The 14,438-nt window shown below is 44.9% G+C and carries 16 protein-coding genes; 9 read left to right on the top strand and 7 right to left on the bottom strand.

Features of this window, described 5'->3' with window-relative positions:
- Positions 1–88 precede the first annotated feature (88 nt).
- From degS to zapG, 3 genes are all read right to left on the bottom strand, one after another.
- Positions 89–1,153: an outer membrane-stress sensor serine endopeptidase DegS gene (degS, locus tag A6D97_RS14865; RefSeq protein WP_017061430.1), complete on the bottom strand. Its 1,065-nt coding sequence runs from the start codon at positions 1,151–1,153 to the stop codon at positions 89–91.
- 158 nt (positions 1,154–1,311) lie between these two features.
- A complete protein-coding gene (locus A6D97_RS14870) occupies positions 1,312–2,667 on the bottom strand; it encodes a Do family serine endopeptidase (RefSeq protein WP_017061431.1) in 1,356 nt (451 codons plus the stop codon).
- A gap of 126 nt (positions 2,668–2,793) precedes the next feature.
- Complete coding sequence (gene zapG / locus A6D97_RS14875) at positions 2,794–3,249, bottom strand: Z-ring associated protein ZapG (protein WP_017061432.1); 456 nt, start codon at positions 3,247–3,249, stop codon at positions 2,794–2,796.
- Between the two features lie 219 nt (positions 3,250–3,468).
- Here zapG and zapE point away from each other — a divergent pair, with 219 nt between their 5' ends.
- The 8 genes from zapE (at position 3,469) to sspB (ending at position 9,808) form a co-directional block, all read left to right on the top strand.
- Positions 3,469–4,572 (top strand): cell division protein ZapE, encoded by a 1,104-nt coding sequence (gene zapE / locus A6D97_RS14880; RefSeq protein ID WP_017061433.1) that lies wholly within the window; start codon positions 3,469–3,471, stop codon positions 4,570–4,572.
- 247 nt (positions 4,573–4,819) lie between these two features.
- Positions 4,820–5,248: a 50S ribosomal protein L13 gene (gene rplM / locus A6D97_RS14885; RefSeq protein ID WP_010434689.1), complete on the top strand. Its 429-nt coding sequence runs from the start codon at positions 4,820–4,822 to the stop codon at positions 5,246–5,248.
- Positions 5,249–5,261: 13 nt separating this feature from the next.
- A complete protein-coding gene (gene rpsI / locus A6D97_RS14890) occupies positions 5,262–5,654 on the top strand; it encodes a 30S ribosomal protein S9 (protein ID WP_004740758.1) in 393 nt (130 codons plus the stop codon).
- 330 nt (positions 5,655–5,984) lie between these two features.
- Positions 5,985–6,575, top strand: a complete 591-nt coding sequence (gene petA / locus A6D97_RS14895; protein ID WP_017061434.1) for a ubiquinol-cytochrome c reductase iron-sulfur subunit — start codon at positions 5,985–5,987, stop codon at positions 6,573–6,575.
- Positions 6,575–7,840, top strand: coding sequence for a cytochrome bc complex cytochrome b subunit (locus tag A6D97_RS14900; protein WP_017061435.1), 1,266 nt, complete (start codon positions 6,575–6,577; stop codon positions 7,838–7,840). Before petA ends, A6D97_RS14900 begins: the two co-directional genes overlap by 1 nt.
- Positions 7,837–8,574, top strand: coding sequence for a cytochrome c1 (locus A6D97_RS14905; protein ID WP_017061436.1), 738 nt, complete (start codon positions 7,837–7,839; stop codon positions 8,572–8,574). Before A6D97_RS14900 ends, A6D97_RS14905 begins: the two co-directional genes overlap by 4 nt.
- A gap of 97 nt (positions 8,575–8,671) precedes the next feature.
- Positions 8,672–9,307 carry a stringent starvation protein SspA gene (gene sspA, locus A6D97_RS14910; protein WP_009848943.1) on the top strand — a complete coding sequence of 212 codons (636 nt, stop codon included), beginning with the start codon at positions 8,672–8,674 and terminating at the stop codon, positions 9,305–9,307.
- Between the two features lie 6 nt (positions 9,308–9,313).
- Entirely contained in the window at positions 9,314–9,808 is a 495-nt protein-coding gene (gene sspB / locus A6D97_RS14915; RefSeq protein WP_017072808.1) for a ClpXP protease specificity-enhancing factor, read from the top strand.
- Between the two features lie 254 nt (positions 9,809–10,062).
- Here the strand turns inward: sspB and A6D97_RS14920 are convergent, their stop codons facing one another.
- From A6D97_RS14920 to A6D97_RS14935, 4 genes are read right to left on the bottom strand one after another with little or no spacing between them, the layout of a single operon-like run.
- Complete coding sequence (locus tag A6D97_RS14920) at positions 10,063–10,668, bottom strand: BON domain-containing protein (RefSeq protein ID WP_017062905.1); 606 nt, start codon at positions 10,666–10,668, stop codon at positions 10,063–10,065.
- Between the two features lie 16 nt (positions 10,669–10,684).
- Positions 10,685–11,275, bottom strand: a complete 591-nt coding sequence (locus tag A6D97_RS14925) for a phosphoheptose isomerase (RefSeq protein ID WP_004729817.1) — start codon at positions 11,273–11,275, stop codon at positions 10,685–10,687.
- A gap of 2 nt (positions 11,276–11,277) precedes the next feature.
- Positions 11,278–11,676, bottom strand: coding sequence for a YraN family protein (locus A6D97_RS14930; protein ID WP_065584706.1), 399 nt, complete (start codon positions 11,674–11,676; stop codon positions 11,278–11,280).
- Positions 11,663–13,480 (bottom strand): penicillin-binding protein activator, encoded by a 1,818-nt coding sequence (locus A6D97_RS14935; protein ID WP_065584707.1) that lies wholly within the window; start codon positions 13,478–13,480, stop codon positions 11,663–11,665. The genes A6D97_RS14930 and A6D97_RS14935 overlap by 14 nt, the downstream gene beginning before the upstream one ends.
- Positions 13,481–13,541: 61 nt before the next feature.
- On the opposite strand from A6D97_RS14935, the gene rsmI reads away from it, so the two are divergent.
- Positions 13,542–14,408, top strand: a complete 867-nt coding sequence (gene rsmI / locus A6D97_RS14940) for a 16S rRNA (cytidine(1402)-2'-O)-methyltransferase (RefSeq protein ID WP_017062903.1) — start codon at positions 13,542–13,544, stop codon at positions 14,406–14,408.
- Positions 14,409–14,438: the final 30 nt, after the last annotated feature.

Consider the following 14,438-nt stretch of genomic DNA (forward strand, 5'->3'; position numbering starts at 1 on the left):
ATCTTTAGATAAAAGAAAACCCAGCCTATGAGCTGGGTTTTTTGTACTTGTGTATTAGCAGCTTGAATCATTGCTTACAGAGTTTGCTCTACAGGCGAGTATCTTCGGCGATGGTCACCTTTAAGGTTTTGCTTTCACCTTGGCGCAATATACCCACATCGATAACTGTACCAGGTCGCAGGTCGGTAACGATGTCCATTACACTCTGGCGACCATTTACTTGGTTATCGTTGATACTGACAATAATGTCTTGAGCTTCAAAACCCGCATCGGCAGCCGGACCATTAGGGTCTATCCCCAACACAACGATCCCGCCGATATTCTTAGTACCCAACATGCGTGAGGTGACTGAGTTGATGTCTTGTCCATCGATACCAATATAGCCACGAATCACACGACCATCGGCGATGATCTTTTCCATGATTTTATTAGCAAGCGGATAGGGGATAGCGAATGAGATCCCATAGGTTTCCATGTCGGTAGCTTGCTGGAAAGAGGCGGTATTGATACCGACTAGCTCACCTTGTGAGTTCACCAGTGCGCCACCTGAGTTACCTTCATTGATTGCCGCATCGGTCTGGATAAAGGCTTGATGGCCATCGGCACTGATCGAAGAACGGCCGGTTGCAGAGATGATACCAAAGGTTGTTGTTTGACCTAGGTTGTATGGGTTACCGATAGCCAGTACAACATCACCGACATTGGCTTTGTAATTAGGATTGAGTGGGATCACCGGTAGATTATCACCGCTGACTCTAAGTATCGCGATATCGGTGCGTTTGTCTGAACCGACAAGTTGCGCAGCTGCTACTCGGCCATCTTGAAGTGCCACAACTATTTGGTCTGCTTGAGCCACCACATGGAAGTTGGTAATGATGTAGCCTTTCTCGCTAACAATCACCCCAGAGCCCAAACCTTGTGTGAGCAGTTTGTTTCGATCGCTTTCAGCGTATTTACGGCTATAAATGTTAACCACTGCAGGCGCCGCGCGGCGAACTGCTTGGTTAAATGAAATCTGAAGAGAGCCAATATTATCGACTTTAGGGCTAGTGACGTCAGCGACAATCGCTGGTCTTAAGCTCGGGAAGGCGAGAAGAATAAGCGCCGCTGAAACGAGTCCAAGGGAAATAGAACGAAATAGAAAGGACAGCATGTTTCCCTCTTCAACAAGTAAGGTGTGAAGCCTCCATCAATGGATGACTGATTTGATTACAAGTGAAGCATAGCATTTTGATTGATCTAAAGAAAAGGGAGACTGAGTAAGTTTAAAGCAAACTTACTGAGCCTCCCTGTAATTGCGCTGACGTAAGACTATCGAATCACAAGATAGATAGTTCGGTCGCCTCGCTGGATATTAAGCGCCAGTACACCAGGTTGTTTTTCAAGAATCTCTCTAAACTCAGCAAGGTTCTTAACGGGCTGGCGGTTTACTCCGATGATGATGTCATCTTTCAGGAGTTGATAGGCTTCGGCTGGTGAACCTTGAGCAACATTCGATACCTTGACGCCCGTTGCAGAGTCACTCTCTGTTGTGTTGGTTAACTCAGCACCAGCTAGTCCTTCATGGAGCTTCTCAGCTTGTGTTTTATTATTGGTGGATTCACCAAGCGTCACATCAAAGGTTTTGCTCTTACCGTCACGAACCACACCCAGTTCAATCTGCTTACCAGCGCCGAGTGTTGCGACCTTAGCTCTTAACTCGCTGAAGGTATCAATGCGTTTGCCATTAATAGAGACAATAATATCGCCCGCTTTCAGTCCTGCTTTATCGGCTGCGCTGTCAGGGACGATTTGGCTAACAAAGGCGCCCTTGCTTGATTCATAACCGAGTGCTTCTGCCAATTCAGAGGTCACTTCTCCGCCTTGAACGCCAAGCATGCCGCGTTTTACTTCACCGAAGTCGAGAATTTGTTCTGTCAGGTTTGTCATCATATTAGAAGGGATTGCAAAGCCGATACCGACATTACCTCCGTTAGGGCCAAGAATGGCGGTGTTGATACCAATTAGCTCACCGTTAAGGTTCACTAGCGCACCACCAGAGTTGCCGCTGTTGATTGCTGCATCGGTTTGAATGAAGTTTTCAAAGTTTTCTAGATTCAGGCCGCTACGGCCGAGTGCAGAAACAATACCGGATGTCACGGTTTGCCCAAGTCCGAATGGGTTACCGATCGCGACACTAAAATCACCAACTCTTAGTTTGTCTGAGTCTGCGACTTTTATCTGGGTCAGGTTTTTGGCTTCTTCTAATTTTAGCAGTGCGATATCAGACATCTGGTCGCCGCCGATTAGCTCAGCATCGTACTCTCGACCATCATGCAGTTTTACTTTGATATCGTCCGCACCATTAATGACATGGTAATTGGTCACGATATGACCTTTCTCGGCGTCAATGATGACACCAGAGCCTAATCCGCGGAAGGGACGCTCTCGTGTTTGTTCTGGACCAAAAAAGAATTGAAATTGTTCAGGGATTTGCTGACGTTGTACCTGTTTGCCTTCTACGGCAATACTAACCACAGCGGGGGTCACTTGTTCAAGCATAGGAGCAAGGCTCGGTAATTGTTCATTACCCACACTTAATGGCAGTGCGGCTGTTGCTTTAATGGGGGTGATGATTGAACTTAAGCTTAAAGTTAGCACTGATAAAGCAAGCAAAGGTTTTTTCATCATAAACTCCTCTCTAGTTAAGGTCTTAACCCTCTTATACGTTTAATAAGTATGATAAGTTTCAAATGACCTGAGTGAAAGTTATGACTCAAAAACCTTTGTAAAGTTCACAGAAGTGTTAAATGTTTACGATGCTTTTGCTGTAACAACATCGGGAGCATTCATGATTTCTTTCTTCTGCTCTGTAAATAAACCGGTTGCGCCATTAGCGTAATCTTTCGGTTGTTCCTCAAGTGTCGCCTCTTTTACTGAAGGCTTCTCTTGTGGCTTGTCCGAATGGGCAGCGGCTGTTTTCACAAACGGGTTATCTTGCTCTGGCAGGTTAGGAATCAGCTCTGAGCTTGTTTTTTCCATGTGCTGGTACAGTTTTGTGTAGTCTTTACCTAATGTGTCCAACATTTCTGCTGATTTCGCAAAGTGATCAGCCAGCTCTTGTCGCTGCTGCTCAAGGGCAAACTTTGCGCTATCCAATTCTTTCTGTACGTTCTTTTGTTTTTTGTATTCAGGTGTCATGAGACGAGAAATAGCGACCCCTAAAATAACTCCGACTAGTAAACCGGCAACGGCATACATCCAAGGCATAACAGCTCCTTATTATTGTTTTTTAACATGTTTGTTACTGCTTAGTTACACGTGATACGGCTCCATGGTACTATGAGAAAGCCGCAGTATAAAGAGAAATGCGTGTGCGCTAGTTAGCAGTTTGATGCTGCATTATTCACCACATCACGTTATTCCTCGTACTGTTTGGGCTCATTTTTAGTTGTTGTCTGATATTGCTTTCATTGTGGAAATGTCGTCATGAATCCCATTAAAAAATACGAACAAGATATAAAAGAACATGGATTTCAAAGAGATCCAGCACAAGAGCAAGCCGTAAAATCTTTAGATGAACTCTTTCATCAATTTCAAGATTACATGAATACGCCCATTCCTCAACTGACTCGCTTCCAGAAATTACTAGGCAAAAAGCCAGAACTGCCACAACCACCGAAAGGTCTCTATTTTTGGGGTGGCGTAGGGCGAGGGAAAACGTACCTAATGGATACGTTCTATGATGCCTTACCGACCACTAAAAAAATGCGTGTTCACTTTCACCGCTTTATGTATCGAGTTCATGATGAGCTAAAGGCGCTAGGTAATGTGAGTGATCCATTGCCTTTAGTCGCAGACAAGTTGAAGGAAGAAGCGGACATTATCTGTTTCGACGAATTCTTTGTTTCAGACATCACCGATGCGATGATCCTAGGAACCTTGTTCCAAGAGTTATTCGCTCGAAACGCTATCTTGGTTGCGACCTCTAATATTCCACCTGCGGATCTGTATCGCAACGGGTTACAGCGAGCGCGTTTCTTACCTGCCATCAAGCTCATTCAAGACAACTGTCATATCCTTAATGTCGATAGTGGTATTGACTATCGTCTACGTACCTTAGAACAGGCTGAGATTTACCATTACCCGCTAGATAGCCAAGCGAATATTAATCTCGAAAAGTATTACGCTCAGCTCGTTGGTGAAGATAAAGAGAAGCTTAAGCAGATAGAGGTTAACCACCGTCAATTAGATGTAGTCGAAGCGAGTGATGGCGTACTGCATGGTACCTTTGCTCAGCTTTGTCAGTCGGCTCGTAGCCAGAACGACTATATTGAGTTGTCTCGGGTTTATCACACAGTTCTATTGGCGGATGTATTGCAAATGGGCGCGACTTCAGATGACGCTGCGAGGCGCTTCATTGCATTAGTTGATGAGTTCTACGAGCGCAATGTGAAGCTGATTATTTCAGCGGAAGTGGAGCTAGAAAAGCTATACACCCATGGTCAGCTAGAGTTTGAATTTAAACGTTGTCAGTCGCGTTTAATTGAAATGCAGAGCCATGAATATTTGGCAAAAGAACACTTAAGTTAGCTTTGATTATCTCGAATAAGAAATAGAATTAAAAAAATCGTGATTTTGTTCAAAAAGAGGTGATTTTTTCTTCGCTCTTCTCTATAATCCTGCGACCTACCGTTACTGCGGGCCTCTAGCGATGAGTAAAATCACGTTATGCCAAGAGTTTTCCAACACTCGAAGGGGTGATGAATGGTAACTCTTAGACAGTGGGAATACGCGAGTATTCCTTAAGTGTAAATTTTTTAAATAGGTAATTATTAGCATGAAAACTTTCGTTGCTAAACCAGAAACTGTAAAACGCGACTGGTATGTTGTAGACGCTGAAGGCAAAACTCTTGGCCGTCTAGCAAGTGAAATCGCTTCTCGCCTACGCGGCAAGCACAAAGCAGAATACACTCCTCACGTAGACACTGGTGATTACATCATCGTTGTTAACGCTGAGAAAGTTGCTGTAACTGGTAACAAAGCTAAGGGTAAGGTTTACTACCGTCACTCAGAGTTCCCAGGTGGTCTTAAAACTATCACTTTTGAAAAGCTAATTGCTAAGAAACCAGAAATGGTTCTAGAACTAGCAGTTAAAGGTATGCTTCCACGTGGTCCTCTAGGCCGCGCGATGTACCGTAAGCTTAAAGTGTACGCTGGTACTGAGCACAACCATGTTGCTCAACAGCCACAAGTACTAGACATCTAAGGGGATTATGAAAATGGCAGAGAATCAATACTACGGCACTGGTCGTCGCAAAAGCTCAGCAGCTCGTGTTTTCATCAAACCAGGCTCTGGTGAGATCGTAATCAACAAGCGTAGCCTTGATGTTTACTTCGGTCGTCCAACTTCTCGTATGGTTGTTAAGCAACCTCTTGAGCTAGTTGAACTAACTGAGAAACTTGACCTTTACATCACTGTTTCTGGTGGTGGTATTTCTGGTCAAGCTGGCGCAATCCGCCACGGTATCACTCGCGCTCTTATGGAGTACGATGAAACTCTACGTCCTGCTCTACGTGCAGCTGGCTACGTTACTCGTGACGCTCGTTGCGTTGAACGTAAGAAAGTTGGTCTACGTAAAGCACGTCGTAAACCTCAATTCTCTAAGCGTTAATTTTTCTTTACGAAAAAGTACACGCCCCCAGTTTTACGACTGGAATTGTGGTTCAAAGCTCGGCTATATGCCGGGCTTTTTGTTTTTATACCCCCTCTAAACGCTTTCCCTTCCTCGTTTTATTTCCAAATTCTTATATTTTGAAAGCTTTTGTAACCCAATGTGCGCTTTGCCTCATGATTGTTACAAAAAGGTAGCTTTATCTTGTCAAAAAGTAGGGTTTTATTTATCATTTGCCGTCAATAAATAGAACTAAATACATATTTTGTTAGCCATGCTCTTTAATCGGAATTATTTCAATCCACAAGGAGCAAATGGGAGAATGTTTGGATGAGCAACGCGCCTTTAAATAACGGTCGCAGGCGTTTCTTAACCGCAACAACAGCCGTTGTTGGTGGTTTAGGAGCAGCTGCTGTAGCCGTGCCTTTTATTAAATCATGGAATCCGAGTGCCAAGGCGAAAGCTGCGGGCGCGCCGGTGGAAGTGGAAGTCAGTAAGTTAGAACCGGGACAAATGGTTCGTGTCGAGTGGCAAGGTAAACCTGTATGGGTTGTACGCCGTGCTGAGTCGGTACTAGAAAACCTAAAATCGATCGGTGGTCAACTTCGTGACCCTCAATCTGAAGCTGAACAACAACCAGAATACGCACAGAACGAGTTCCGTTCAATTAAGCCGGAATTCTTCGTTGCTGTTGGTTTCTGTACGCACTTAGGTTGTTCTCCAACTTACCTGCCGGATTCTTTTGCAGAACAAGTTCAGGGTGTTAAGTCTGGTTTCTTCTGTCCTTGTCATGGTTCAAAGTTTGATATGGCAGGTCGAGTATTCCAAGGCGTACCAGCTCCATTGAATCTTGTTGTACCAAAGCATATGTATTTGAGTGACACTAAGATCATGATCGGTGTGGACGAGGGAGACGCGTAATGCAAGGATTGCTTGATTGGGTAGAGAAACGTCTACCCGCGATGAATGCGTATAAAAAGCATTTATCTGAATACCCAATGCCTAAGAACTTTAACTTTTGGTACCTTTTCGGTTCTTTGGCAATGTTGGTATTGGTTAACCAAATCCTTACGGGTATTTGGCTAACAATGAACTACGTACCGTCAGGTGAGGGTGCATTTGCTTCTGTTGAATACATCATGCGTGATGTGGAATACGGTTGGCTACTACGTTACATGCACTCAACAGGTGCTTCGGCATTCTTCGTTGTTATCTACCTGCACATGTTCCGTGGCCTAATCTATGGTTCTTACCAAAAGCCTCGTGAGCTACTTTGGATCTTCGGTATGTTGATCTTCTTAGTGCTTATGGCTGAGGCTTTCATGGGTTACCTACTACCATGGGGTCAAATGTCTTACTGGGGTGCTCAGGTAATCATTTCTCTGTTTGGTGCGATCCCTGTTATCGGTGATGACCTAACGCTTTGGATCCGTGGTGACTACATCATCTCTGGTGCAACGCTGAACCGTTTCTTCGCACTGCACGTTATCGCTCTACCAATTGTACTTCTGCTGCTTATCGTACTTCACGTACTAGCACTGCACGAAGTGGGTTCGAACAACCCAGACGGTATTGAGACGAAACTTCCTAAAGGCACAATGGGCGACGACTACAAAACGCAGTTCCCATTCCACAAGGATTACACTAAGAAATACGACATCATTGACTCTATTCCTTTCCACCCATACGGGACCGTGAAAGATATGGTTGGTGTGGCCGGTTTCCTATTCTTCTTCTGTTATGTGCTGTTCTTTAACCCAGAGATGGGTGGATTCTTCCTTGAGCCGCCAAACTTTGAAGCTGCTAACCCACTGAAAACACCAGAGCACATCGCTCCGGTATGGTACTTCACGCCGTTTTACGCAATTCTGCGTGCTGTTCCTGATAAGTTGCTAGGTGTTGTAGCAATGGGCGCATCTATTGTTGTGCTATTCCTACTACCATGGTTCGACCGTTGTAAAGTGCGTTCTTACCGTTACCGTAGCAAACTGCATTTGATTAACATCATCCAATTCACAATAAGCTTTATTGCGCTTGGTGTACTTGGTGCGCTTCCAGCAACGCCAACATACACGCTACTGGCTCAAATCTTTAGCTTAGGTTACTTCATGTTCTTCGTTCTACTGTGGTTCTACAGTAAAAATGAAGCGACGAAACCATTACCAGAAAGGGTGACATTCAAATGAAAAAGTGGATTGTAATTTTATTTGCTATGTTGCCGTCACTGGTGATGGCAGCGGGTGCAAACGTACCATTAGACAAAGCGAACAATGATTTAACAGACAAAGCTTCATTGCAAAATGGCGCTAAGATGTTCATGAACTACTGTTTCGCTTGTCACTCAACGCAGTACCAGCGCTATGAACGTGTTGCGAATGATTTAGAGATCCCCGTTGATCTTATGAAGGAAAATCTGATTTTCGACCCTGAAGCGAAAATCGGTGACTTGATGGTTAATGCTATGCCTTCTGATCAAGCGGCAAGTTGGTTTGGTGCTCCGCCACCAGACCTAACATTGGTTGCTCGTGTTCGTGGCGCAGACTGGCTGTACACTTACCTTCGTACTTTCTATGAAGATCCGTCTCGTCCATTTGGCGTGAACAACATTGTTTTCCCAAGCGTTGGTATGCCGCACGTTCTTGAAGAACTGCAAGGTATCCCAACACCAATCTACGATACTCATATGGTAGATGGCGAGGAAGTGACGGTTGTTGTTGGCACTGAGACTGACGGCTCTGGCGAATTAAGTGCTGGTGAATACGACGAAGCAGTTCGTGACCTTGTTAACTTTTTGGTTTACTCGGGCGACCCAGTTCAACTTGAGCGTCACGCTATGGGTTGGTGGGTAATGGCCTTCTTAGTAATCTTCACTATCATCGTGATTTTGCTGAAGAAAGAGTATTGGCGTGATGTGCACTAATTGTGCTATAATACCGTGCTAATTCCCAAATTATGTTAATGTTCAATGGAGGCTTTAGGCCTCCATTGTTTTTATTTAAAGTGTACTGGAGGGCTCCATGGCTGTAGCTGCCAATAAACGTTCTGTAATGACTCTTTTCTCAAGTGCTTCTGATATGTATAGCCATCAGGTGCGCATCGTTCTTGCTGAAAAAGGCGTAAGTGTTGAAGTTGAGTTGGTTGATGAAAAAAATCTACCAGCAGAGCTTGTTGAACTGAACCCGTACAAATCAGTACCTACTCTTGTTGATCGTGAGCTTGCTCTATATGACTCGAAGATCATCATGGAATACCTAGATGAGCGTTTCCCTCACCCACCGTTGATGCCTGTATACCCGGTTGCTCGTGGTAACAGCCGTCTAATGATGTACCGCATTGAGCGTAACTGGTATTCAGTTGCAGAGAAGATCGTTAAAGGCAACGCTGAAGAATCTGAAGCAGCTCGCGTTAAACTGCGCAACGACCTACTGACTCTTGCTCCTATCTTCGCTGAGTATGAATACTTCATGAGCGAAGAGTTTAGCCTAATTGATTGTTACCTAGCTCCGCTATTATGGCGTTTACCTGAGCTTGGTATCGAACTAATTGGTCCTGGTTCTAAAGAGCTTAAGATTTACATGAACCGCGTATTCGAACGTGATTCATTCCTAGCTTCTCTAACTGAAGCTGAGCGTGAGATGCGACTCGTTCGCTAAGCGTTTATGGATATTTCTAATATGACTCCACGCCGACCATACATGCTTCGTGCATTTTATGAGTGGCTGGTTGATAACGAACTAACTCCACACCTTGTTGTTGAAGCAACATTACCGGGTGTGCGAGTTCCAGAAGAGTTTGTTCAAGATGGTCAGATCATTCTGAACATCGCGCCTCGTGCGGTTGGACAACTTGAACTGGGTAACGAAGCTGTGACGTTTAGTGCTCGCTTTAGTGGTCGTCCACACTCTGTGATCGTTCCGCTTTACGCAGTACAAGCGATTTATGCTCGTGAAAATGGTGCTGGTACCATGTTTGAACCTGAAGAGGCTTACATGGAAGCGTTTGAAGAAGGGATTGAAGAAAGTCCTTTTGAAGAACCAGAAAAAGGCCCATCTTTGAGCGTAGCAACGGCAGACGTAGATGCTGAAGAGCCAGACTCAGATCCTGAGCCACCTCGTCCAGCGAAAGGTCGCCCAAGCCTTCGTGTTATCAAATAACGTTAGTTATACCAATCACAGTAAGTAAGTGATCAGAAATAGCGCAGGAAAAAAGCTTGAGAGCAAGGCGGAATTTTTTGATAAGTAGTTATTCTACAATCAAAAATTCTAACGCAGTTATCGAGATTTTTAACAAGCTAGAATGATAGATTATTTACTACGATTGGTATTAGATAACGAACCAAATAAAAAAGCAGCGACTCGTCGCTGCTTTTTCTTTTCTGCTATATCGCATTTAGTTGACTGGCTTACGGCTAGTTAACAGCCGTCTCTTCTTCACCGTATTCAAACGCTCGAATAACCTGTTTTACGCCAGATATGTTACGCGCAACTTCTGTCGCGATATCGGCATGCTCTCTAGTCACGAGTCCAAGTAGGAATACTTCAGAATCCTCAGTAATCACTTTTACTTTGATGCCGTTAAGCTCAGCATTCGCAAGCAGAGCTGATTTCACCTTAGTGGTAATCCAGCTGTCTTTACTGATAGCACTTACAGACAAAGGTTCTTTCACTCGAACTTGATTGTGGATGCTCTCAACGCCAGCCACTTCTTTGGCTTGGTTTTCAAAAGCGCGACGTTCTGAATCTGTGGTTGCTTGCCCCATCAACACCACTGAACCTCGGTATGAGCTTGCGGTGACACGTACATTGCCACGGAATGGTTGTTTATTGGTAATCGCTGCAACTTCAAATTCGATGTTGTTGTCGTTCCAAATCTCTTTGGTTGTTCGCGTATCCGTGACTAGGTTTGCAGTAGTTGCAGCACCAGCAATGAAAATGCCAGCACAACCAGACAGAGACAGTGTAAGTAGCGAAACATTAATCAGCTTAAAAAGCCTCATAGAGGTTAATGATTTCATTGTGATGCTCCGTATATCACTCTTCGTGGGCAGGGAAGAGTACTTGATCGATTAGGTCACATAGGCAGTGCAGTGTCACCATGTGTACTTCATGAATGCGCGCTGTACGGTGTGACGGGATACGAATCTCTACATCGTGTTCACCAAGCAAACCTGCCATCTCACCACCATCTTTACCGGTAAAGGCGATGATGGTCATGTCGCGAGTTACCGCCGCTTCCATTGCCTTGATGATGTTCTTGCTGTTACCGCTAGTCGAGATAGCCAACAGAATATCGCCAGTTTGACCGAATGCACGTACCTGCTTAGAGAAGATCTCTTCATAGTGGTAGTCGTTAGCCACAGCCGTTAGCGTGGTGTTATCTGCTGTGAGTGCCATCGCTGGAAGGCTAGGGCGCTCTGTTTCAAACCGGTTGAGTAGGCACGATACAAATTGCTGAGCATTCGACGCCGAACCACCATTACCACAACAAAGAATTTTGTTTCCGTTAAGCAAGGTCGCAACCATTGCTTGAGCGGCATGCGTGATTGCGTCAGGCAGAGCTTCTGCAGCCGCAATTTGGATTTGAATACTTTCTGTGAAACTTTCTTTAATGCTGTCTAGCATGTTTATCCTTGGGTAATCGCGTTTTGAATCCAGTCGATAGTGTCATTCGGCCCTTCAATGGCAACAATATCAAACCTGAAATCTGTAGAGTGCACCGACAAGCCTTGCTGCATAAGCCAAACATTGGCTGTTTTGAGCAGTTTCTGTGACTTCTTGGCAGTCACCATTTCAGCGGCATGTCCGTAGCGGGTTTGCTTGCGGTATTTTACCTCAGCAAACACAACCGTATTGTTATGGCGCATTATAAGATCAATCTCGCCACATTTTGCTATGAAGTTTTGTTCTATTAACGATAAACCGTGGTTAATCAGATAAGATTTTGCCACGGCCTCGTATTTATCACCCACTTGTTTGTGGGTGATGGTTGGTTTGGATAGGAACTTTCGGCTAAAAAGCCCCATGCTCTGCCCAGCTGATTTCACGTTGAACCACACAGTTGTTATCGATGGTTAGCACACCCGTTTCACCTGGAATGCTGTAACCTTGTACGGCTTTCATCTGTGGCAGTGCATCCATTAGGTAGTATGCATCCATTCCCAGTGCTTGCAGACGCTTTTGGCCGTTTGAGTGTGCAGGCCATAGGTCGTTTAGCTCTTTATTAAGCTCGTTTTTGTTCTCAACCAATAGTGGGATGTCGCTGTAGAATACGCCGGTTAGGTCTTCATACTGCTTATCACCGCTGTTGCTGCGTGAGTTTGAGAACAGAGCGGGTTGGCTCGCATCTGGGTTAATTGCAACTTCAATGAAGGGTTTGATTAGTGTTAGCTCTGAGTTCTTAGCCACAATGTAGACAGAATCGATATCACGACGGCTGCGTGGCTCGGTTTCTAGGTCTAGGTTCAGTAATCCGTCCATTTGAGCGATACGCTGTTGGCTCTCTTGCAAGCCGAATACCTGATTCACATTACGTTGCAGTTGGCGTTTGTCAGAGAACAAGCTGATAGCAACATCGTTGCTACTGTATTTTTTCCACTCTTCTTTAAACGCTTGCTCAACACGCTCACCTAAACGTCCTCTTGGCGCAAGGATAAGCGGATACTTGTAGCCTTGAGCAAATAGGTGTTTCGCTGCCTGAGCAACTTCTTGTTCAGGCGATAGAGCGAGATAGCAAATATTGGTATCAGGTTCTAGTTGCGTTGGAATGTTCAGAGCTAAAGCTGGAATCGAATTCTCGTGGTTTTTCTGCGCTTGCTGAAGCTTAGTAATGTTGCTCTTGATCAGCGGACCCACAATGAAATCAACGTTGTTCTCTTCCAGTGTCGCTTTAATCTCAGCAGCACTTTGCACGTTGGTATCCATTACTGTCAGCGTTGCATCTTCTTCGCGTTCTTTGTCGTTCATCATCGCAAAGATGAAGCCATCACGTACCAGTTGTGCTTGCTTACCGTATTTACCCGTTAGCGGCAGCAACAGTGCAGTGCTGGTTGGCTTGCTGATCTCTAGCGCCAAGATGTCGGTGATCGCCTGAGGTGTGTAAGTAGCAGCTGGGTGCTGAGGATTCTCGGCTAACCAATCCGATAAGGTTTCCTGCAGGTTTGGAAGATTTGAGTTCAGCGTCTTCATGTAGATTGCCAGTTGTAACCAACCTGAAAGCACATCTTCTGTCGGTGATGTTTTCAGTTCTAGAATCTCGTATTGAGAGTAGCTATTCAGGTTTTGCCAAATACGGTCGGCAGTTTGCTGTTGAAGCTCGTCGTCAGCCTCTAGGTACTCTGAATAGAGCACTAACTCACGGCTTGCCTCGAAATACTCACTCTTCATCTCTGAGATGTTCGCGCGTAGCTCGTGATAATCTTTCCACTGCTCGTTCGGAAGCTTCCACCAAGGCTGGAAGTTTAGTTGGCTATAAGCTTGATCTGGCTGTGAGTTATTCACCAGCAGCTGAGCGCGCGCTAATTGCCATTCCGCTTGTTGCGTTTCGCTCAGCTCTTGTTTTGCTAAGCGTTTAATCAGCAGAGTTGCTTGATCGGTTTTTCCAACTTGCACAGAAGCCTTAAGCGCCATGATTAACCAGTCGTTTTGTAGACTTCCTTTGCTACTATCCGCCTGCATCATGTAACTTTCAGTTGATTGCGCTGGATCTAGTGTAATATCAACGCTCGTTGGTGCTTGAGGACCTGAAGAACAAGCCGCCAATGTAATTGCTAATGCAATTGGAGTTAGTAAGCGTGGTACACTGAGTCTCTTATGGTTCATCGTTGCCATGAGTTCTTTAAATTCCGTATAAATTTGTATCTATATTAATCGTTGAAGTGATGGTAAACAAATGACAGATAACAAAACCTTGCTCACAGAGAGCCCAACTCTCTACATTGTGCCAACCCCAATCGGAAATTTGGGAGATATCACTCAAAGAGCAATTGAAATTTTATCAAGTGTCGATGTTATTGCAGCTGAAGACACACGCCACACGGGTAAGCTGCTTGCTCACTTCAATATATCAACCAGAACGTTCGCTTTACATGATCATAATGAACAAACTAAAGCGCAAGTTCTAGTCGAAAGGTTATTAGAAGGTCAGTCTATCGCATTAGTCTCTGATGCGGGTACACCTTTAATCAGTGACCCAGGTTACCATCTTGTCTCACAATGTCGTCAAGCGGGTGTGAGAGTTGTGCCACTTCCTGGTGCTTGTGCAGTGATTACGGCATTGAGTGCGTCTGGTTTACCGTCTGATCGTTTCAGCTTTGAAGGCTTTTTGCCGCCAAAGAGCAAAGGTCGTAAAGATAAGTTCCTAGAGATCGCGAAAGCAGAGCGCACGTGTATCTTCTACGAATCACCACATCGAATCTCAGATTCTCTACAAGATATGCTTGAGATCTTAGGCCCAGACCGTGAAGTTGTCTTGGCACGTGAGCTGACTAAGACATTCGAAACAATTCAAGGATTGCCACTGGGTGAGTTGATTGAGTGGATTGAAGAAGATTCGAACCGTAAGCGCGGTGAGATGGTGTTACTGATTCATGGTCATCGTGAAGAAGCGAGCACAGAACTGCCAGACGAAGCGACTCGTACTCTGGGTATCCTAACTAAAGAGTTACCTCTTAAAAAAGCGGCGGCAATGACAGCTGAAATCTACAACCTGAAAAAGAACGCGCTGTACAAGTGGGGCCTTGAGCACCTAGATGGTTAACGCTGAATAGATAAATAGCTGCTCAGTGTA

The sequence above is a fragment of the Vibrio sp. ZF57 genome (genome assembly GCF_001691235.1).
Taxonomy (GTDB): Bacteria; Pseudomonadota; Gammaproteobacteria; order Enterobacterales; family Vibrionaceae; genus Vibrio; species Vibrio crassostreae_C.

Bases quoted from the DNA above. Each gene is read 5' to 3' on its own strand.
- A6D97_RS14935 (WP_065584707.1), bottom strand. From the start codon at position 13,480: ATGGCAACGATGAACCATAAGAGACTCAGTGTACCACGCTTACTAACT.
- A6D97_RS14925 (WP_004729817.1), bottom strand. From the start codon at position 11,275: ATGCTAGACAGCATTAAAGAAAGTTTCACAGAAAGTATTCAAATCCAA.
- rpsI (WP_004740758.1), top strand. From the start codon at position 5,262: ATGGCAGAGAATCAATACTACGGCACTGGTCGTCGCAAAAGCTCAGCA.
- A6D97_RS14930 (WP_065584706.1), bottom strand. From the start codon at position 11,676: ATGGGGCTTTTTAGCCGAAAGTTCCTATCCAAACCAACCATCACCCAC.
- sspB (WP_017072808.1), top strand. From the start codon at position 9,314: ATGGATATTTCTAATATGACTCCACGCCGACCATACATGCTTCGTGCA.
- zapG (WP_017061432.1), bottom strand. From the start codon at position 3,249: ATGCCTTGGATGTATGCCGTTGCCGGTTTACTAGTCGGAGTTATTTTA.
- sspA (WP_009848943.1), top strand. From the start codon at position 8,672: ATGGCTGTAGCTGCCAATAAACGTTCTGTAATGACTCTTTTCTCAAGT.
- rsmI (WP_017062903.1), top strand. From the start codon at position 13,542: ATGACAGATAACAAAACCTTGCTCACAGAGAGCCCAACTCTCTACATT.
- A6D97_RS14905 (WP_017061436.1), top strand. From the start codon at position 7,837: ATGAAAAAGTGGATTGTAATTTTATTTGCTATGTTGCCGTCACTGGTG.
- A6D97_RS14870 (WP_017061431.1), bottom strand. From the start codon at position 2,667: ATGAAAAAACCTTTGCTTGCTTTATCAGTGCTAACTTTAAGCTTAAGT.
- A6D97_RS14920 (WP_017062905.1), bottom strand. From the start codon at position 10,668: ATGAAATCATTAACCTCTATGAGGCTTTTTAAGCTGATTAATGTTTCG.
- rplM (WP_010434689.1), top strand. From the start codon at position 4,820: ATGAAAACTTTCGTTGCTAAACCAGAAACTGTAAAACGCGACTGGTAT.
- degS (WP_017061430.1), bottom strand. From the start codon at position 1,153: ATGCTGTCCTTTCTATTTCGTTCTATTTCCCTTGGACTCGTTTCAGCG.
- petA (WP_017061434.1), top strand. From the start codon at position 5,985: ATGAGCAACGCGCCTTTAAATAACGGTCGCAGGCGTTTCTTAACCGCA.
- A6D97_RS14900 (WP_017061435.1), top strand. From the start codon at position 6,575: ATGCAAGGATTGCTTGATTGGGTAGAGAAACGTCTACCCGCGATGAAT.
- zapE (WP_017061433.1), top strand. From the start codon at position 3,469: ATGAATCCCATTAAAAAATACGAACAAGATATAAAAGAACATGGATTT.